General features: G+C 45.3%; 17 protein-coding genes. 8 read left to right on the top strand and 9 right to left on the bottom strand.

Annotation, left to right across the window (positions count from 1 at the left end; translation table 11 throughout):
* Positions 1 to 186: 186 nt before the first annotated feature.
* Entirely contained in the window at positions 187 to 1,179 is a 993-nt protein-coding gene (locus QT974_RS12630; RefSeq protein ID WP_333468825.1) for a hypothetical protein, read from the bottom strand.
* A gap of 882 nt (positions 1,180 to 2,061) precedes the next feature.
* On the opposite strand from QT974_RS12630, the gene QT974_RS12625 reads away from it, so the two are divergent.
* The 4 genes from QT974_RS12625 (at position 2,062) to QT974_RS12610 (ending at position 7,139) form a co-directional block, all read left to right on the top strand.
* A complete protein-coding gene (locus QT974_RS12625) occupies positions 2,062 to 4,443 on the top strand; it encodes a ribonuclease R family protein (RefSeq protein ID WP_333468826.1) in 2,382 nt (793 codons plus the stop codon).
* A 243-nt stretch (positions 4,444 to 4,686) separates the two neighbouring features.
* Positions 4,687 to 5,319: a flavin prenyltransferase UbiX gene (locus tag QT974_RS12620; RefSeq protein WP_333468824.1), complete on the top strand. Its 633-nt coding sequence runs from the start codon at positions 4,687 to 4,689 to the stop codon at positions 5,317 to 5,319.
* 368 nt (positions 5,320 to 5,687) lie between these two features.
* Complete coding sequence (locus QT974_RS12615; protein ID WP_333468823.1) at positions 5,688 to 6,566, top strand: LapA family protein; 879 nt, start codon at positions 5,688 to 5,690, stop codon at positions 6,564 to 6,566.
* A 6-nt stretch (positions 6,567 to 6,572) separates the two neighbouring features.
* Positions 6,573 to 7,139 carry a shikimate kinase gene (locus QT974_RS12610; RefSeq protein WP_333468822.1) on the top strand — a complete coding sequence of 189 codons (567 nt, stop codon included), beginning with the start codon at positions 6,573 to 6,575 and terminating at the stop codon, positions 7,137 to 7,139.
* A gap of 777 nt (positions 7,140 to 7,916) precedes the next feature.
* Here the strand turns inward: QT974_RS12610 and QT974_RS12605 are convergent.
* Together QT974_RS12605 and QT974_RS12600 are read right to left on the bottom strand one after the other, a co-directional pair.
* Entirely contained in the window at positions 7,917 to 8,360 is a 444-nt protein-coding gene (locus QT974_RS12605) for a hypothetical protein (protein ID WP_333468821.1), read from the bottom strand.
* A 68-nt stretch (positions 8,361 to 8,428) separates the two neighbouring features.
* Entirely contained in the window at positions 8,429 to 8,833 is a 405-nt protein-coding gene (locus QT974_RS12600) for an NIL domain-containing protein (protein ID WP_293126164.1), read from the bottom strand.
* 175 nt (positions 8,834 to 9,008) lie between these two features.
* Between QT974_RS12600 and QT974_RS12595 the strand changes: the two genes are divergently transcribed.
* The 4 genes from QT974_RS12595 (at position 9,009) to QT974_RS12580 (ending at position 15,998) form a co-directional block, all read left to right on the top strand.
* Positions 9,009 to 9,632, top strand: a complete 624-nt coding sequence (locus QT974_RS12595) for a thioredoxin family protein (protein ID WP_333468820.1) — start codon at positions 9,009 to 9,011, stop codon at positions 9,630 to 9,632.
* 467 nt (positions 9,633 to 10,099) lie between these two features.
* On the top strand, positions 10,100 to 13,324 hold the full coding sequence (locus tag QT974_RS12590) for an efflux RND transporter permease subunit (RefSeq protein ID WP_333468819.1): 3,225 nt from the start codon (positions 10,100 to 10,102) through the stop codon (positions 13,322 to 13,324).
* Between the two features lie 220 nt (positions 13,325 to 13,544).
* Positions 13,545 to 15,692, top strand: a complete 2,148-nt coding sequence (locus tag QT974_RS12585; protein ID WP_333468818.1) for an RtcB family protein — start codon at positions 13,545 to 13,547, stop codon at positions 15,690 to 15,692.
* Between the two features lie 90 nt (positions 15,693 to 15,782).
* Entirely contained in the window at positions 15,783 to 15,998 is a 216-nt protein-coding gene (locus QT974_RS12580; RefSeq protein WP_333468817.1) for a hypothetical protein, read from the top strand.
* 1 nt (position 15,999) lies between these two features.
* Here QT974_RS12580 and QT974_RS12575 read toward each other — a convergent pair whose 3' ends face one another.
* The 6 genes from QT974_RS12575 to QT974_RS12550 all read right to left on the bottom strand — a co-directional run bounded on the left by QT974_RS12575 (position 16,000) and on the right by QT974_RS12550 (position 19,467).
* Complete coding sequence (locus QT974_RS12575) at positions 16,000 to 16,347, bottom strand: DUF5615 family PIN-like protein (RefSeq protein ID WP_333468816.1); 348 nt, start codon at positions 16,345 to 16,347, stop codon at positions 16,000 to 16,002.
* Positions 16,344 to 16,685 carry a DUF433 domain-containing protein gene (locus tag QT974_RS12570; RefSeq protein WP_333468815.1) on the bottom strand — a complete coding sequence of 114 codons (342 nt, stop codon included), beginning with the start codon at positions 16,683 to 16,685 and terminating at the stop codon, positions 16,344 to 16,346. The genes QT974_RS12575 and QT974_RS12570 overlap by 4 nt, the downstream gene beginning before the upstream one ends.
* Positions 16,686 to 16,692: 7 nt before the next feature.
* The gene (locus QT974_RS12565; RefSeq protein ID WP_333468814.1) at positions 16,693 to 16,980 is read right to left on the bottom strand and encodes a type II toxin-antitoxin system Phd/YefM family antitoxin; all 288 of its coding nucleotides are present in this window, start codon (positions 16,978 to 16,980) and stop codon (positions 16,693 to 16,695) included.
* Between the two features lie 90 nt (positions 16,981 to 17,070).
* Positions 17,071 to 17,301, bottom strand: coding sequence for a YgiT-type zinc finger protein (locus tag QT974_RS12560; RefSeq protein ID WP_333468813.1), 231 nt, complete (start codon positions 17,299 to 17,301; stop codon positions 17,071 to 17,073).
* Between the two features lie 2 nt (positions 17,302 to 17,303).
* Positions 17,304 to 17,612 (bottom strand): DUF4258 domain-containing protein, encoded by a 309-nt coding sequence (locus QT974_RS12555; protein ID WP_333366606.1) that lies wholly within the window; start codon positions 17,610 to 17,612, stop codon positions 17,304 to 17,306.
* 1 nt (position 17,613) lies between these two features.
* Entirely contained in the window at positions 17,614 to 19,467 is a 1,854-nt protein-coding gene (locus QT974_RS12550) for a HEAT repeat domain-containing protein (protein WP_333468812.1), read from the bottom strand.
* Between the last annotated feature and the right edge of the window lie 94 nt (positions 19,468 to 19,561).

Raw genomic sequence — 19,561 nt, 5'->3', positions numbered from 1 at the left:
AACAAGGGGGGGCTAGGGGGGGTCGAAGAGTGTTGCACAACTTTAGATAAATGGTATAACTTCTTTGATCGTTCCGACTTTAGTCCTGAGAAGGACTGAATTCCGAACGAGCGAACCTATTTTAAGGACTAAAGTCCTTAGAAAGAAGGACTGAAGTCCGAACGATCAAACCTATTTTCCTGATTTTTAAGGTAAAGATTCGAGATATTGCAGGAAGTCGAACAATTCTTCTCTATTTAAGAAATGTCGCGCTTCTTTGCCGTAACCTTGTTTGAGATAATCTTTTCCTTGGTTGGCTGTCCATCCCAACCTCTTGATTTCTTCGGTGGTTCTGCTGTAGATTTCCAGATATTCTAGGAAATCTGCCAACTGTTCGCTAGAAAGTTCTCTCTGCGATGACTTGCCATAATTTTGTTCGAGACAGTCGGTTTCCTGTTTTTTTGTCCATCGCAGCCGTTTGAGGATGGCGTCAATTTGGGCGATCGTATCAGAATCATCTTCGATCGCATCGCTGGGAATTCCTACCGCGATCGGTTGCAATCCCCGGACTTCGGCCGCACCCTGCGACAGTTCGCTTTGACTTGTATTCGGCACTTCCAATTCTGGAAGCGGTTCGCCGTAGCTCGAAGACAGCCAAGCGTCCGAATCTAACTGCTTCGGTACAAATCCAGCCCCTGGCCGATCGACTGTTGGTGGCGGCGGCTCGGGTACAGGTGCGATCGGCTCTGCATTTAATTTTGCTTCACTATTGACAAAATTGCTTTGATGTGGTATTTCAACTTTGTCTGGAACAGGCATTTCTAAAACCGGAAGCGGAGCAAGGGCTGGCCCAACGGGAACGGGAACAGCAGTAGCCGGAGCCGGAACGGGAACAGCAGCAGCAACCGGAGCCGGAGCCGGAACCGGAACGGGAACAGCAGCAACCGGAGCCGGAGCCGGAGCCGGAACGGGAACAGCAGCAACCGGAGTCGGAGCAGCAGCAAATGCGAGGACAGCAATCGATCGCGATCGGGCGCGGTCTTCAGCATCCTCAACAGACTCAGCAGCGGACATACCAGTAGCGAGAGTTTTGCCGTCAACCTGAACCAGACAGCGAACCACAAACTTACCGTGATGAATAGTCACCAACTCACAGATTAACTGTCCAGTGGGATAAAGGGCGCGAAATTCAGCAAACATAATTTTTTGACCCCGAAACCAGAAGGGGCAGATGACTTAAGTTTAGTACAACGAGAGAGAAAACATTTTTCTGAAAGCACATATTCAACATACAATAAATGTAAGGTGAATCATCCGCGCAACCTTTCACGCGACTAAACCCTATCCCACATCCGGCGGTTTAAGCTAACAAGCACCGGGCGTCATTTCTACCTATAGGAGATGACACAGCAACTAGGCAAAAGTAGTAAAAGTCTCCGGTTTTGTGTACCTTGCACTTTCTACAGCACAGATTGCTCCCTACCCTGAATTGCACCTCCGTCCGCAAGGGCAGAACGCTTGCAAAAACAGGGGTATCGCAGCGGCGAGCTACTAGCAATTTTGCCTTGAGACGGTAAAATGTTTGGCTTAAGCAAAAGGCAAGAGGCACTTCAAAAAGCAGAAGAAAGCAGGAAAAAGGCAGAAGGAAAAACGCAGGAGGCCCAAATGCAAATTTTCTCCCTCTGCATCTCTCCATCTCCCGATCCAGGACTCAACCCGTCGCTTTCAGCATTTCCGTCATCTTTTAAGAACCGACAGGGGCTTTCTACTTCGCGAAGAGCTCGGGGCTGCAAGCCAAAAGCAAAGGAACCAACGCTAAAAAATTGTATTGGGGAATAGGGTATGGGTATTTGTCTGCACCATCATCTGTCATTTGCAGACAGACAGCAGACAATTAGAGAGTGCGGGTGTGGGGGGAAAATTTGAAAAAATCCCCGCGCACGGGTAGCACCGACTGTGCTGGCATCTCCACCTACTAACCCGCGCATTTGTTGGGAAGCAGGCACAGCGAGGGCAAGACAGGGTGCGGCTGATTTCGCCAAAATTAGACTAATTGCTGGAAACAAGAGGATCGATCGCTACATGGAATTTTCTATCGCTGCACTGCTGGCAAATTTTACAGAAGACAAATTAGTGGCTCCCAAAGCACTAGAAAAAAAACTCGACTGCAATGATGAAACCAGTCAACTCAAACTTCAAATCGCATTAGAAGCTCTAGAGAAAATTGGCATATTAGTCAAAGACAAAGGCCGCTATCGTCGGGTAGCTGAAGATGACGTAGTAGAAGCAAAACTGCGCTGTTCGAGCAAAGGATTTTGCTTTGCGATTCAAGACGCTGAAGGCTCAGAAGACGTTTATGTGCGGGAAAGCCACCTCTCGACTGCTTGGAATGGCGATCGAGTTTTAGTCAAAATCATCAAAGAAGGTAGCCGTCGCCGCTCGCCCGAAGGCGAAGTCATGCTGATCCTCGAACGCGCCAACCCCTCGGTACTGGCGCGAGTCAAGCAAACCGCCACCCCCACCGGCCGCGTCAGCTACAGAGCAATTCCCCTAGACGATCGCCTGCTGTTTGAACTAGACTTGCTCGCCAACGGTACAAATCTGCAAGAGGCGATCGATCATTTAGTACACGTCGAAGTCAAACGCTACCCCCTCGGCACCCACCGCCCAGTCGGCAAAGTAGTACAGGTTCTCGGTTCCGACGCCGAAGCCGCCGACGACCTCGACATCGTATGCTGCAAGCACGACTTGCCGCGCTCCTTCCCCGCAGCCGTCATCAAAGCAGCCGAAAATTTGCCCAGCAAAGTCAAAAAAACCGACATCAAAAAACGGCTGGATTTGCGCAACATCCTGACAGTTACTTTTAGCAAACACGAACTGCAAGAAGCCGACACCGACAACCAAGCCCGTCAAACTCAGGAGGAAAATTTCTCAGAGGGAACAGGCGAAAACCAGACAGAAAAAGAGTTCGACCCGACCTCATTCCTCTCGGATCCGCCAATAGAACGGGCTTTGTCGATCGAAAGCCTCAAGTCTGGCGGCTGGCAAGTGGGAATCCACATCACCGACGCAGCCGAGTACGTACAGCCCGAAACCCCCCTAGACCGCGAAGCCCGCAAGCGAGGCACCTGTGCCCATCTGGGAGAAAAAATCATCGCCGTGCTGCCAGAACTCCTCAACGAGCGCTGCTCGCTACAACCAGACAGCGAACGCCTGACGTTCAGTATATTGCTCACCTTAGACGAATCAGGAGAACTCCTAGAATACGAAATTCAAACCAGCGTCATTCAAGTTGACTACCAGCTCAGCTACCCAGAAGCCGAAGCAATCCTACAAGCAGATCCCGATACAGAAGTTCATCATTTGTCCAGCGCCCTGCGTCCTTTCCTCGATCGCATTAGCGACGCCTCAAAGGCTGCCAGACAGGCGAGGCTCAAGCGAGGAGCTTTTGAACTAAATTTGCCCGACGCCAACTCTCACTTCGACGATGAAGGCGAATTAGGAGCTTTTGCAACGGCTCCCGCATCCCAGTCGGCGGTCTCCGAGTTGGTGGTACTCGCCAACCAAGCTGTCGCCACTCACCTGCAAGCCTTGGGAGTCCCAGCCATCTACCGCGTCCAACCGATGCCAGACCCGGCAGACATTCAAGAGTTCATCAAACTTTCCAATAACCTCGGAGGCGAACTGTATCTCGAAAACGAAGAGGAAGTTCTGCCCTTTGATTTTCAGCGCTTTACCCAGCAGTTTGCCGGTCTGAAGTCGGAAAGAGTTCTCACCTACCTGCTGGAAGACACCATGAAACCCGCTGTGTACAGCACAACTCCCAAACCGCATTTCGGTTTGGCGCTGTCAGATGGTTACACGCGCTGCACTTCCCCGCTGTCTCGCTACGCAGATTTGCTAGTGCTGCGGGTGTTGCAGGCCGTGTTCGAGCAAGGCCGCAGCAGCCGCACAACTCGCGCTAAGGAAAAAGTCAACCTGCACCATTCCTCCTGTCACGGTCAAATTACCTGGAACGTCCTTCCCCCAGACTTGCACCACGAATATGAGACAGAGTTTGGAGCGGCGGTGGTACACCTGACGGAACGCGAAAGGGTTGCTGAAGATGCCGAAAGCGATTTGCAGGGATTGAAGAAAACCGGATTGATGAAAGAGCGCACAGGTCAAACTTTCCAGGGTTTGATTACAGGGGTGCAGTCTTACGGTTTCTTTGTCGAAATTGAGGTGCGGCCGCCCGAGAGCGATATCCTGCGAGTTGAAGGATTAGTGCACGTTTCTTCCCTGAAGGATGACTGGTATGAATATCGATCGCGCCAGCAAACTCTAGTAGGTCGCAAAAACCGCAATCAGTACCGTTTGGGCGATCGGGTAGAAGTCCAAGTTAAAAGCGTTGACTACTATCGCCAGCAAATAGATTTAGTTGCTGTTGGCGGCGGTAGCCAAGCTTTTGATGATGAGGATTAGTCATTAGTCATTAGTCATTAGTCATTAGTCATTAGTCATTAGTCATTAGTCATTAGTCGTTAGTCATTAGTCATTAGTTATTGGTTATTGGTTATTTCCTGCAAATAACCAGTAACCAATAACCAGTAATATCGTTAATTACTTACTAACAACAGACAACCGTCAACTAATTACTAACAACAGTCAACAGTCAACAGTCAACAGTCAACAGTCAACTAACAAATAACAAATAACAAATAACTAATGACAAATAACTACCCGCTGATTGTAGGAGTGACTGGAGCATCGGGACTGATTTATGCCGTGCGAACCTTAAAATATCTGTTGGAAGCCGATCGCGCCGTCGAACTGGTAGCATCAAAATCTACCTACATGGTTTGGCAAAGCGAACAGAACATCCGAATGCCCGCAGAACCAACTATGCAAGAAGAATTCTGGCGGGAACAAGCAGGAGTACCGAATTCTGGTAAGCTCCGGTGCCATCCCTGGCAAGATGTTGGTGCTAATATTGCTAGCGGCTCATTTCGCACCCAAGGGATGATGATTATTCCCTGTAGCATGAGTACACTAGGCAAGTTGGCCGCTGGCTTGAGTTCGGATTTGCTCGAAAGAGCGGCCGACGTTCAGCTCAAGGAAGGGAGAAAATTGGTACTTGTACCTAGAGAAACGCCTTTTAGCTTGATTCACCTGCGGAATTTGACCACCTTAGCGGAAGCTGGAGCTAGAATTGTGCCAGCGATTCCCGCTTGGTATCACAATCCTCAAACTATTGAAGATTTAGTAGACTTTGTGGTGGCTCGCGCTTTAGACCAGTTGGGGATTGATTGCGTTCCTCTCAAACGCTGGAAGGAAGAAGAGTTGACAGTTGACAGTTGACAGTTGATAGTTGACAGTTGGCAGTTGGCAGTTGATAGGAAAGCAGTTGATGGTTGGCAGTTGATAGGAAAGCAGTTGATGGTTGGCAGTTGATGGTTGGCAGTTGATAGGAAAGCAGTTGATAGTTGACAGTTGATGGTTGGCAGTTGATAGGAAAGCAGTTGATAGTTGACAAGAACCAATAACCAAGAACCAATAACCAATAACCAAGAACCAAGAACCAAGAACCAAGAACCAATAACCAAGAACCAATAACCAATAACCAAGAACCAAGAACCAATAACCAATAACCAATAACCAAGAACCAAGAACCAATAACCAATAACCAATAACCAATAACCAATAACCAATAACCAATAAAAAATTTTATGCGTCCTGTATTATTGCTCGTTATTGTGGTAGGGCTAACTATTTTTGCCCTACAAAATGTGGAGCCGGCATTATCGCTGGTATTTTTGGGAATTCGATCGCCCGCTGTGCCCTTATCAATCTGGATTTTGCTCAGCATGGCGGCGGGAGCTGTCACATCTTTATTCATTTCTGGTATGCTCTCGTTTTCAAATTACCTATCTCAACCGCGAGAGCGCGCTGGCCGCGACAGTCGCAGCCGTTCTGATACTTTCCCAACAGATAGGAGGACACCTAAGGAGCCGCCTCCGTCTCCTAGAAAACAGGAAATTGACCCGGATCTGAATCGGGAAAACAGCCAAACTCAGTCTGCTGCTTACCGAACACAGTACGGTACGCCGGCGGGCTACGGCGCCCGGACTTTCCAGCAAGAAACTCCGAATCCGGTTGGTGCAAAAGATTATCCTGGTGCTGGGAGTTATGTCGCAGATGATGAGGACGATTGGGTTTCTGATGGCTCAAAATCTGCCCGTGGCGCCAGCGATGATGATTGGGGGGACGGCGATTTGGCTGCCGAGCCACAGGAAAATGACTTTGGACGAGGCACAAATCCCAGGGATTACGAAACTAAACAGGAACCGAAAAGCAAGTCTTGGGCCGGCTCGGTATACTCTTACGGCTATCGAGATCCGAACCAGTCGGGGGTGGGGCAAACTGAGTCTGTCTACGATGCTGAGTATCGAGTGGTGGTTCCTCCGCAAGAGGCGATACTTAACTCGGATGGTGCAGGAGTTCCCCCAAATCCTAGTGCAGAAGCAGAGGAGGATTGGGGATTGGATGACGATGATGTATTTGATGAGGACGATCGCCCCAGCGGATCGATTAATCTGAAAAAATAGCAAAATATGGAGGATTTGGCGGTGGATTTGTTGAGGGGAGTCAATCTGTATCTCGTCGGGATGATGGGTGCGGGAAAAACCACGGTAGGGCGTATTTTGGCAAGGGAATTAAAATACCGTTTTTTTGATACTGATGAGCTAATTGTTCGAGTGGCGAATCAATCAATTGCTGAGATTTTTGCTCGCCAAGGGGAAGAGGCTTTTCGGGAACTAGAAACGAAGGTGCTCGGCGAGTTGGCTGCTTATCAAAATTCGATCGTGGCTACGGGTGGCGGGATTGTGGGGCGATCGATCAATTGGGGTTACTTGCATTACGGTATCGTGGTTTGGCTGGACGTGCCTGTAGAGCAATTGATCCAGAGGCTGGGTTCCGACACCACTCGACCCCTACTGCGGGAGGGGGATCTAAAATCTAAGCTGCAAAACCTTTTGAGCGAGCGAGAGTGTTTCTACACTCAGGCAGATGTCCGAGTCTCCACCCGTGGAGGCGAAAAGCCTGAAGAAGTTGCACTCATGGCGATCGAGGAAGTCCGAAAAGCTATCAAATCTAAAACCCGCGATGATATCAATTGATACGCTCAGAAAGCGGGTTTCTGCTAGAACCACAGATTTTTGAGGATTTTTTAATTGCGTAATAATACTGATTCCTGTCTGAAGGTGTCCGTTTAACCGCCCAAGTGCTGAAAATCAACCGGGTTTGAGATCGGGTGGTACGTATGTTTTATTTAGTGTGAGGGTTTAGCTGTGGGAGACTTTGTGTAAAAGCTAATGGCAGACTTGTTTGATGCGCTCAAGTCGGTTATCGATCGGAGTTTCAAAACAAAATTCAATTGTAGCTGAGCGATCGAAAGCCTTACCCAATCAGTTATTTTGATTAAAAATTGAAAATGCTGTGAGTTCTCTCTCAAAATAAAATGGCCCCACCGCTGAAGGGCTGTAGGGCGCAAGGACAGTTAAACGCTAACTTCATTCTCAGGAAATTTAGCTTCGATGTAATCCTCCTATGTGACGATTTCGCGATCGTCCATTGACTCATCAACTCTCCCGTATCAAAAAATGTAACCCAAGATCGATCGAATTCCACCCGTCCTATCCTAAGAACAATACCTCATGCAATCTGACGAGCAGCTCCCTAAAGCTGCTTTTTTATTGGGTGGGAATCAGTAATTGGGCATCTGTAGCTCGCTCTGGTGAAAAATCCTATGATTGTCGCCCGACAAAGCCTCCTTAGTTCGGCGTCAGGTATGGTAGAAAGAGCGGCTGTATTTTAGCGATGCGCGATCGGATTGTTTTCGACTAAATATCCGCTGTTAGTCGTAGCATTTGGTGGCGTGAATTTCCCGTTGCAAATTAAGAGAATACGATCCTGCCTGTTTTTGATAAAAATTCCAGGTAGCCACCCAACCCCAAACCGCTTAGAGAAATAGCAGCTAATATCAAAAAAGTTCGCCATCTTTGATGACCAAATATTTGAATATCCAGTCTTGCCAAAGCTCCGGCTGAAATCAATACTAAACAAGTCACAAAAAGGTGCATCCAAGTCACAACTATAACTGCTAAAAAAGCTCCAAAAATAATCGAAATAAAAGCACCAGTATCAGTTGAAATCCACCGCATCATCCATTTTTTGGTGTTTTTAAGCGGGAACGACAAACCGATAGCTAACACAAAAATAGCAGCTATGGCTAAAAACCAAGTCAGGTGCGGCGGAATATCAAATTCAGATAATTTCCAGCCAAAAATGAAATAAGTAGTAAAAAGTAGAGTGAGCGAAAGCCAAGAATTTTTTCTCATCTGATGGAAAGATTAGGGAAACCAGGTTAAAAAAGATGACCCCGATAAATTAAGCGCGGTTTGAAAAATTAGAGATTGGTAGAAATAGCTTGCACCGGACAAGTAGGGATGCACTGCTCGCAGACGATACAGCGCGATCGAGCAAACGTTAGTTTAAAGCTTTCTGGGTCAAGGGTCAAGGCTTCAGTCGGGCAAACCCCCGTACACAAGCCGCAGTGAACGCAGATATCTTCATCGATGAGTATTTCCCTGCTGGCTAGGGAAACGCCGATGTTTTGCGATCGCATCCAGTCGATCGCCGCTTCTAGTTGGTCAATGTCCCCTGATAACTCTAGCACCAGTTTGCCCACTTGATTCGGAGCCACCTGAGCGCGGATAATGTTGGCCGCAACATTAAAATCCTTAGCCAGTCGATAGGTGACAGGCATTTGGATCGATCGTTGGGGAAACGTCAGCGTTACCCGTTTTTTCACTTTAACCTCAGTAATTTACAAACAATTTTTCCGTTCTTAAGTTTTAACGCACTTGAATCTAATTACAGGCATCAGCCAATTTTTAGATGAGATTGGTCTAATTATCTCAAAATGTGGTATAATTTGGTCTAGATTATCAAAATAAAAACATAAAAATAAAATCGCGATTTATTTTATGAGTCTCAATTCGCCAAACTCAACTGCTACCCCTGTACCCAAAGATTCCGACATCACAGCGGCCGCGCGCATCAGAAACTTATTGATCGTATTAGCAGCGATCGCTCTTTCAATATCTCTCTTCTTAGGAGTGCGAACTCAAACGCCATCAAGCAGTCTCACGGAAATGGCAAAAGCCTCCGTACCCTTAGAAACAGCCTTAACAAACGGTAAACCAACCCTGATGGAATTTTATGCTAATTGGTGCGGTAGCTGTCAAGCAATGGCCAAAGATTTGAGCGCCATCAAACAGCAATACGCCGAACCAATGAATTTTGTGATGCTGAATGTAGACAACGACAAATGGCTGCCAGAAATCAGTAAATATCGAGTAGATGGGATTCCGCACTTTGTCTACTTGAACGATAAAGGCAACAGCGTGGCAGAAACGATCGGCGAAACACCGCGAAGTATTATGGAAGACAACTTAGAAGCTTTAATTGCCGGAAAACCATTACCGCACGTCCAAGCTTCGGGTCAAGTTTCTGATTTTACTGCCCCCACAGGGCCTGTAAAAACAAGTAGTTCAGACCCGCGCGCCCATGGCTCTCAAGTGCAGCAGTCAGCGGTCAGCAGTCAGTAGTCAGCTCGCCCTGAGCTTCGACTTCGCGGAAGCTGAGCGCAGCCGAAGGGTAGTCGTGCCGTCAAAAGGACAGAACAATCTCAGGGCGGGGTTAGAACAATACCCCACAAGCAAGTTGATTGGTTGTTGTGGAATAGGCATCTTGCCTGTTCCTATTTTTAATAACTGATCCAGATTAAAAAACCGATCGCAACTTATGTCAATTTCGGTTGAGGGCGACTACCTCTAAAGGAATATTCAAAAAAACTTTATTTACATTTTATTAAATTTATTATAATTGTCAAAAGCGCAGTATAAATATTCGATCGCGATCGATCGACAATAAAATGTGTTCCAAAAGAATTTGGTCGCAATCCCCCCGATTCATAGCTTGACAGGCTGAGTCAGGGGGTAAACTTTTCAATTTCAAATCAAATAATCTCCAATCGTCTAATCTAAAAATCTAAAAATCTAAAATCTAAAATCGAATGACTTCCGACAAACCCGGATTAAGCATTAGCGGCCTCTCAATCCGCCGCCACATCGGCACCTTCATGCTGACACTAGCAATCATCATCTTGGGCCTGTTCTACCTCACCCAACTGCCCGTTGACTTGCTACCTTCGATCACCTATCCCCGCATCAGCGTGCGCCTAAACGCCCCCGGAATCTCCCCAGAAGTCGCAGTGGACGAAGTTACTCGCCCTCTGGAACAAGGACTTTCCGCCACCGAAGGCGTCACCCAAGTTTTTTCCCGCACCCGCGAAGGACAAGTCAGCGTCGATTTATTCTTTAGACCAGGCGGCGACATCAACCAAGCCCTCAACGACGCCACCGCCGCTGTCAACCGCATCCGCAGCCGACTTCCCGATACAGTAGAATCTCCCACTCTCTTCAAATTCGATCCTTCCCAACAACCAGTTTACGAATTTGCTATAACTTCAAATTCGCTCCAAGGAGTTGATTTGCGCGTGTTTGCTGATGAAGAATTAGCAAGAGAATTAAATGTAATTCCCGGTGTCGCTTCAGTTGACGTTTCCGGCGGAGTTAAAGAAGAAATTCAAGTTAATATTGACCTAAATCGATTGCAAGCTTTAGGTGTTCCCGTCTCAGATGTGTTCGACGCCCTAGCAGCCCGCAACCTAGACACATCCGGCGGGCGGTTGCGACAAGAAGCCAACGAACCTTTGACGCGGACTGTCGGGCGGCTGCGGAATGCTGGAGAAATCCGCAATCTCTCCTTTCAAGTATTGGGTGCTAATCCGCCGAAACGAGTTTATTTGCGCGATTTTGCACAAATAATTGATGGGACAGAAGAAGAACGAGTTAAGGTATTTCTCAATCAGAAACCAGCGGTAAAAATCAGCATTTTAAAACAGCCGGATGCCAATACGCTCGAAGTTGTAGATGGGGTGAAAAAACGCATTCAGGAAATGCAGACTGCTAATTTAATTTCGCCCGATATGCAAGTTGTTACTAGCTTAGACGAATCCCGATTCATTCGCAATTCTTTAGCCGATGTCGCCAATGCTGGTATTTCTGGGGCATTATTGGCGGCTGTAGCAGTGCTGTTTTTTTTGGGTTCTCTCCGGCAAACGCTGATTATTTGTTTGACTATTCCTTTGTGTACTTTAGCTGCGATTATTTTAATGCGGCTGTTTGGACTGTCTTTGAATTTGTTTAGTTTGGGCGGTTTGGCATTGGGAATCGGACAAGCGATAGATACTAGCGTAGTTATTTTAGAAAATGTGCTTGTTGGTTTGAGAAACAATCCCCATCTCAACAAAGGGCGGATTAAAGATAGAAAGCAGCGGACAATTGATGAGTGTGTAGCGCGCAGTGAGGAAGTAGAATCAGCGATGATTGCTTCTACAGCAGCCAACTTAATCTCAGTTTTGCCATTTTTGTTGATCGGTGGTTTGATTTCGCTATTATTTAGCGAGTTGATTTTAACTATCAGCTTTGCGGTAGCAGCCTCTTTGTTAGTAGCTTTAACTATTGTGCCGATGCTGACTTCTCAGTTGATGGCTATTGAGCGATCGAGCGGCATCAGCAACTTCGCCCCGATCGCCATATTTAACCGCAAGTTTGAAGACGCTACGCGTGGCTACGGGCGGTTTTTGACAAAAGTTGTGGGCGGGAGGGTGTGGGTAATCGCGATCGCCTTTTTGGTCTTGGGTAGCAGCAGTTTGTGGATGGCCGGTCAAATTCCCCAAGAAATTTTACCGCGAGTTAACACCAGTCAAGCGAGATTATTTGCTTTGTTTCCACCAGGTACCAACCTGGAAACCAATCAAAAAGTGATGCAAGCAGCGGATGAAATTTTTCTCAAGCAGCCAGAAACTCAGTACGCTTTAACTACAGCCGGAGGACTGCTTTTTGGCAACACTACAGTAGAAAATTTGCTCAGAGGTAGCAGCACCATCACTGTCAAACCAGGCACAAATGTAGCAGCATTTGCCGATCGCCTCACAGCAGAAATAAATAAAATCGACCTGCCCAAAAATACTCGCCTGCGGCTAGTTCCCGAATCAATTCGCGGTTTAGTTCTAAACAACTCGCCAGTACGGGGAGGCGAAATTGATATCATACTCCAAGGCGAGAATCCTGAAGCATTGCAGACAGCAGGCCGTCAAATATTGAAAGTTTTAGACGAGAAAGTTAAATTAGCGAGATTTCGACCAGATGGAGACCCCCAACAGCCGGAAGTACAAATTCGCCCCGACTGGGAACGAGCCTCGCTGTACGGGCTGACGGCTAGAGCAATTGGCGAGACAATTCAGACAGCAATTCAAGGCGCGATTCCGACTCAATTGCAGCGGGGAAACCGCTTAGTAGATGTGCGGGTGCAATTCGATCGCGCATCTGTACAAACAGTAGATCAATTGCGGTACATTCCGCTGCTAGGGAGAAATAATACTCTAGTGCGCTTGAGCGATGTAACAGCAATTACCTTAGGAAAAGCCCCGGGCGAAATTCAACGGCTCAACCAGCGTCCGGTTTTCTTGATTGTCGGCAATTTGAATAAACAAGTTAGTTTGGGTGACGCCGTAAATCAAGTCAATGCAGCTTTATCGGCAATAAAATTACCCGCCGGAGTGCGTATTGTCCCCAGTGCTGCGGCCGAAACCAATCAGCAATTGCAAAATTCCCTAAAAGTTTTGGGCGCGATGGCAACTTTTTTAGTATTTGTGGTAATGGCAGTGCAGTACAACTCATTGGTTGACCCGCTGGTGATTATGTTGACAGTACCGCTAGCTTTGGCTGGGGGGATTTTTGGGCTGTACGCGAGCAAAACTGCGATCGGGGCAACGGTGATTGTGGGGGCGATTTTGCTGGTGGGGATTGTCGTGAACAACGGGATTATTATGGTAGAATTGGCCAACCAAATTCGCGAAGAGCAAAAGGTCGATCGCACAACAGCAATTCTCAGAGCAGCACCTCAACGTTTGCGACCCATTTTGATGACAACTATCACCACAGTTTTAGGTTTATTTCCCCTCGCTTTGGGGATTGGAGAAGGTTCGGAGTTTCTGCAACCTTTGGGAGTTGTGGTGTTTTCCGGTTTGTCGCTGGCTACTTTGCTGACGCTGTTTATTATTCCGTGTTTCTATATTTTGCTGCACGATTTCTTCGGGATATTTGCAGCCAAGAAGCCGCAGACAGCCGCTATTCCCGTACAGAAAACGGCTAGCAAAACCACAAATTTATAAAATGTAGCGTGCGCAATGCGCACCTTACGATAAATATCCCCTTTACTCTTGAGTCCGCGCAGGAAGTTCGGCGAGCTTCCGCTCAGTCGAGCCGCGGACTCAAGTTTGTCTAGTGGCGATTTCAACCGCCGACTCCGATCTTGAGTCGTATTGACATGAATATCAATTTGTGTTACAAATGTAGTATAAAAACCAAACAGGGAAAATAAACTCAACAAAAATGCCCTACGAAAAATTAGAAATATCCACCCCAAAACCAGTATTATCCTGGGCAAATCACGCCCTGGGCGAACAAGAAACTAAGATGGCTACCAATGTAGCATCTTTGCCATTTGTATTCAAACACGTCGCATTAATGCCCGACGTACATTTAGGAAAAGGAGCTTTAGTCGGTTCCGTAATTGCCACAAAAGAAGCGATAATTCCGGCGGCTGTAGGGGTTGATATTGGTTGCTTTACTGATGATACACAAATTCCTCTAGTTGATGGCAAATCTTATGCGATCGGGGAATTGGCTAGGAGTCAAAAAGAATTTTCTATCTACTCCTGTACAGAAACAGGTAAAATTGTTGCTGCTAAGGCTACAGCCAAATTAACTAGAAACAATGCCAAACTGGTTAAAGTGGTACTGGATAATGGAGAAGAAATCAAGTGCACTCCCGATCATCAATTCATGTTGCGGAATGGCGAATACCGAGAAGCGCGGGATTTGACAACTGGAACGTCATTGATGCCTTTTTATTCCAAAATAGATAAGGATGGATATACTTTAGTACAGCAAAACTATTCTGGTAGGTGGCAGAAAGCTCATTGGATAATTGCTCGTTCTGGTTTGTTAGGAGACATACCATCTTTCCACAATCAGATAACTGTGATTCATCACAAAAACTTCGATGCCGCAGACAATAGACCAGAAAATTTAGAATTCATGGGTAATAATGACCATTCTGCCTATCACCGTTCGTTAGTTGATAGAAATACCCATTGGCAATCCCTGGAATTTGAACAAAAAAGAAAGCAAGCCATAGCTGATCAAGCTCAAACCTCAGACGGACACAGGTATTACGCCGATCGCGGAACGAAAAATATCCTGAAGTATATGGAGAATAATCCCGAACACTTCAAAGAGTCTGTTGCAGGGAATGGCGAACGAGGAAAGCACTATCTAATTAATTACAATCAGAGTGAAAAGGGTAAAGCAAAGAGTAAAGAAATTGCTAATCGGCTATACACTTGTGAGACTTGTGGAGATCAAATTAAAACTCCTATCGGACTTCACAATTACAGAAAAAATCAGCACGGCTACAACCACAAAGTAGTTGATATTATTCCTTTAGTTGAAAAGCAAGATGTCTATTGCTTAACTGTTCCCGAATACGGCAACTTTGCGTTAACTGCGGGAGTCTTTGTTCACAACTGCGGCATGGCTGCGATTAAAATGCCATTCAAAGCTCACAAATTAGAAGGCAAACTCAAACAAATTCGCCTCGATATCGAAGCCGCAATTCCTGTCGGATTTGCCGAAAACAAAGAAGTAGAAAAAACAGTTACCAACTGGCAGGAATGGCGCGAGTTCAAGGAACTTCATCAAGGCGTACAACACCAAGAAAGTAAAGCCCTCAAACAAATGGGTTCCCTCGGTGGTGGTAATCATTTTATTGAGGTTTGTGTTGATACCGAAGATTTTGTTTGGTTGATGCTGCACTCCGGTTCTCGCGGGATTGGAAATTTGCTCGCACAGCAACACATTGAGACTGCTAAAAATTTAGCTAGACTGGCAGAAATTAGTCTTCCTGACCAAGATTTAGCTTATTTTGTAGCGGGTACGCCGGAGTTTGCGGCTTATTGGCATGATTTGCAATGGGCGCAAGATTATGCTCGTTTTAATCGTGATGTGATGATGAATCGGTTTAAGCGAATTGTGGAAAAGCACGTTGCAGGTGGCAAATCTACTAAGCCGTTATTAGAGGTGAATTGCCATCACAATTATGCGGAAAAAGAGGTGCATTTTGGCGAAGATGTGTATGTGACTCGCAAGGGTGCTGTACGCGCAAATGTACAGGATTACGGGATTATTCCGGGTTCAATGGGGGCAAAGTCTTTCATTGTTAAGGGGAAAGGTAATGTTGAAAGTTACTGTTCTTGCTCTCACGGTGCGGGACGGTTGATGTCTCGCAGCAAGGCGAAGAATGTCTTTACTCTGGATGATTTTGTGCGGCAAACTGAGGGGGTTGAGTGTCGTAAAGATACGGAGTTTTTAGATGAGATTCCCGGGGCTTATAAGCCGATCGAGGAGGTGATGAGTCAGCAGTCGGATTTGGTGGAAGTTGTGGCGACTTTGAAGCAAGTGGTTTGCGTTAAGGGGTGATGGTGAGAGGTGGAGATTAGAGCGATCGCATTTCTGATGATACACTTAGAGATAGGAATCGATCTAAATTCAAGCTTGAGGACAATAGGCATGGTAAATATTGAATATCTTACCAACCAAGACGGCGAGGCGATCGGAGTGGTGATTCCGATTGATTTATGGCGACAACTGTTACCTACTGGGGAAGCTTCAGAGGAAAATCTGGCAGAAGCGGTAGAAGATTATTGCCTGAACAAAGCGATGAATGAAGCTGTGAATACAACCTTGCTAGGTAGAGCCGCAGCATTAGCTTATCTTGTCAGGTAAGCTACAAAGGCAAATATTGAACTCGATTAGCAAATTCTTCCAGTTCGCCAAGTTTAGTAATTATTTCCAAGTCGCGGATACAATCACCAATGGAAACGCGAGACTGACGAGCAAAGAGCACACCAGAGAAGTTTATATCTTCAGCTTGACGACGTTTTGCTTCAATTAAAAAATCTTGGTCTTGTGAAAACATAACTCGCCCAAGCTCCATAGCTCGATCGAGTAAAATAGTATCTGGTGTACCAGCACGTCCATCTTCTTGAACAGTTAAAACATCTACATCTCGAAGACGTAAACCAACTGTAATAGCTGAATGGATGTGTTCATCCATATAAAGTGCTAGACTCATTTCAATAGGCCTTGAGCGCGTAGTCTAGCAGCAAAAGGAGATTCGCCAGCTTCAATTTCTGCCTGTTTTACATAGTCTTCTCGTCGCTTGATTTCGGCATCTAGTTCTTGTTTACGGTCCCAATAATAAGCTAAGGCAGAAAGAATTTGGCTCATAGTTAAGTAGCGATGATTGAGGTGCAATTCTGCTGGACTCCAACCATAAGCTATCTGAGCTTCGACTAATTCAACGACTTTCATCGTAGTTCCGGATATGATGGGAACATTGTTTTCATTGAGTTCTATATATTTATATTCGGTCTTTGTAAGTGTCATAGTTCCTGCTTTATTCTCAGACATAAACTTTTTATGCTTCCTCAATCAGTCCAAAATTTTTACGCAACTCATCTAGAGTTTGAGGTTTATTCGTCCGTTTTTTGGCACGTTGTAGAGCATCTAGAAGACGTATGGCATTCTCATGGGACTGGAACAAATAGATGGTTTCAATCATTCTATTTAGCTCATCTGTAGGAATAACGGATACGCTTTCGCAGCCTTCCCGACTCACAACTACAGGTTCGCGGGTGGAGATAACTTCATCGTAAATTTGCTCAAAGTTTTTACAGACTCGATCGTAGGTTGTTTGACTTAGCATTGTTAGTTCCTCAGTCTATTAGTTTGATTGTATCGCATCTGGCAGCGAAGTTGTTACTCCCCAGGGCGATCGCGATTGATGAATTTCTTGCTATTGGTAGGCAAATACATCAACATTAATAGATTTCACAGGTTGTGATTCTCCATGTAACATTTGTCTGATTCGCTCTGTTGTTTCGGGGTTAAATGTAACTTCACCGCACCTGGAACATACTTGAGCGGGAATTTGTTCTACCAGATAGAATTTTCCATTGATTTGGAAAACTTCGTTGACTTTTTCTGTATGAGATTCGGTTGCACTGCAAACATGACATTGAAACATTGTTACCTCCGTTGTGAATAGTCAATCCATCGATCGGGCTCTGGCTCATAAATAGTAATAATTTTGGATGTTTCTGATTGTTGGCGTGAAACTTGGATGTGCAGAACTTTGCCCGATCGAGTAAATCCTAAGAGTAAGCAGCTTGGCGAATATTTATCCTCTGGGTAATCTTCAATGATTATAACATTTTCACCGACTTCTCTAATTTCCTGTTCGCTGATATTTCGTTCTACAGTACGCCTAAAAGCATGGCGGCTAAATTCAAATTGACCAGCTTGGAGTTGATCGCGAATTTCTTCTATTTTTTTCACATCAATTTTCGGTTATTACTTTTTCAATCCATTGTACAATAGCTGCTACCAAGTCTTGTTGTTGGGGTGAAAAAGTTTGCAAAGGAATATCCCCTGGTTCGCACACCACACAAATCGCCCCATCGAACTTGCTTAAAGCTTTCAGAAATGAATCGCTAAATCCTGTGGGTGTGGCCCAGAGTGCGGTGGAATCGTAGCAGATGAAAAACCGGGGAATTTCGCTTTGGCGGCGCAGGTAATTCCAATAAAGTTTGAGTTTTTGCATTGTATCTGGATACCCATTTTGCCACTCTGGACAATTTTGATTTAGCATCTCATCGTAAATTTCTGGGGCGGGGTTTTCGGGGTCGATGAATTGGTGAGAGTCGATGCAAATTAGTTTGACTTTGTTAGATAAATCGGGTTCGTTGTCAATAGCATTGGCAAGGACTTGGGGTAAGTTTGCTGAGTTGAAGCTTTGTGCGGAGGGGGTAGAATCGGCGGTAGTTTCTGGGACTTCTGGATCGCGTGTGGTGGCGGAATCGTGCCATGCTTCATAGAAGGTGGGGTAAGGGAGGTTTTGGGCGCAGTGCCAGAGGACTGAGTAGTTTTCGCGGATACGATAATCTGGGCAATCTTTTAAGCCTTGAATTATTAAATGTAAAAAAATAGCTTGATTGGAGACTTGTTGACCTAGCAATATTGATGTTAAGCAATCACCAGCTATCTTTTGAATTTCCTGGTCTTGGTTGGTACGTAAAATCAAGTTTAAATGAGAAATTACTTTAAGAATTTGCGATTCTAATTCTTTTGCTGTTATATCCCCTAAACCTAGGATCATGATATCATTGAGCAACGCATCCATTCCGCTATCTTCAACTTGCTTAATCCTTGCCTCGGTTATATTTTCGATGTCAGTAGCATACTGGTATTGTGGGTGGTCAATTGGGGCTATCTTCAAAAAAGCCTTAGCAATTATCCAGTTAGAAGGAAAAAAAGATAATAGTATATCAAGTTCTTTTATATGTTCTGCCATACCTTCTACAACTAAATCTACAATATCAAAAGGAATATTCACAATCTCAAAAACAAGCTGACTAAGATATGCAACGGCAGTTTTATGAACATCGATAGCCATCAAATCAATAATTTTTTTTATGGCTTTTAATCTGAGATTTTCTGTAGAAATTTTGCCCAGGCTACAAGCAGCTATTTCTACACAGCAGATTTTTTCAGAGGGATCGTCTATTATTCTATTCAAAGCCTGAATTGCATCACAATTACCAGTACCTATTACTCCTAAAGTTTTGATCGCTTCATGTCGAATATGCCGATACTCAATTTTATCTTCTAGTAATGGCAATATAAAATTAACGGCTTTAGGGTAGTCGGCTTTGGGCAGTTCTGCCCTAGATCCTTCTATAATAGTAGAATGAAATTGAGCATCCTGTAAGTTTTTAGAAAAATAACCAACTTGTTTATAGAAACAATCAAAACTCCACGTTATAATCTGCTGTGCAATCTCATCAGCAAAATGACTTCTAAATTCAGTAATGACAGCAGCAGCTAGAAAATAAGCTCGATACCAATAAAATTTACCATTGAATCCATCGTTAAAGTTTATGATTCCCTTAATAAATTCCTCTTTCTCCTCTCTATCTTCTTCCTCTCGACCCAACCACAGCAAAATCACCTCTTTCCACTGCGGCTCAAAAATGCGGTATGGCTTGCCTAGAACAGGTTTATCAATATGATGGCGAGGTAAGAAAAAATCCCAATCATCAATAGCCAAAGCTGCAAAATATTCCTGAAAACTAGAATGTAAAAACGAATAAATAGGCTTTTTCGTGCGAGTATCCCTGTCAACTAAAACCAACCATCCCAATTCACCCGCTAAATCAAACCACTGTTCCTTCATCTGCCCGATCGCAAATTCTTGCTCAATCCGAAACCGATTAACGCTTTCCATT

It is taken from the genome of Microcoleus sp. BM001215392, assembly GCF_036700185.1.
Lineage (GTDB): Bacteria > Cyanobacteriota > Cyanobacteriia > Cyanobacteriales > Microcoleaceae > Microcoleus.
This window is presented reverse-complemented; position numbering and strand designations above follow the sequence as displayed.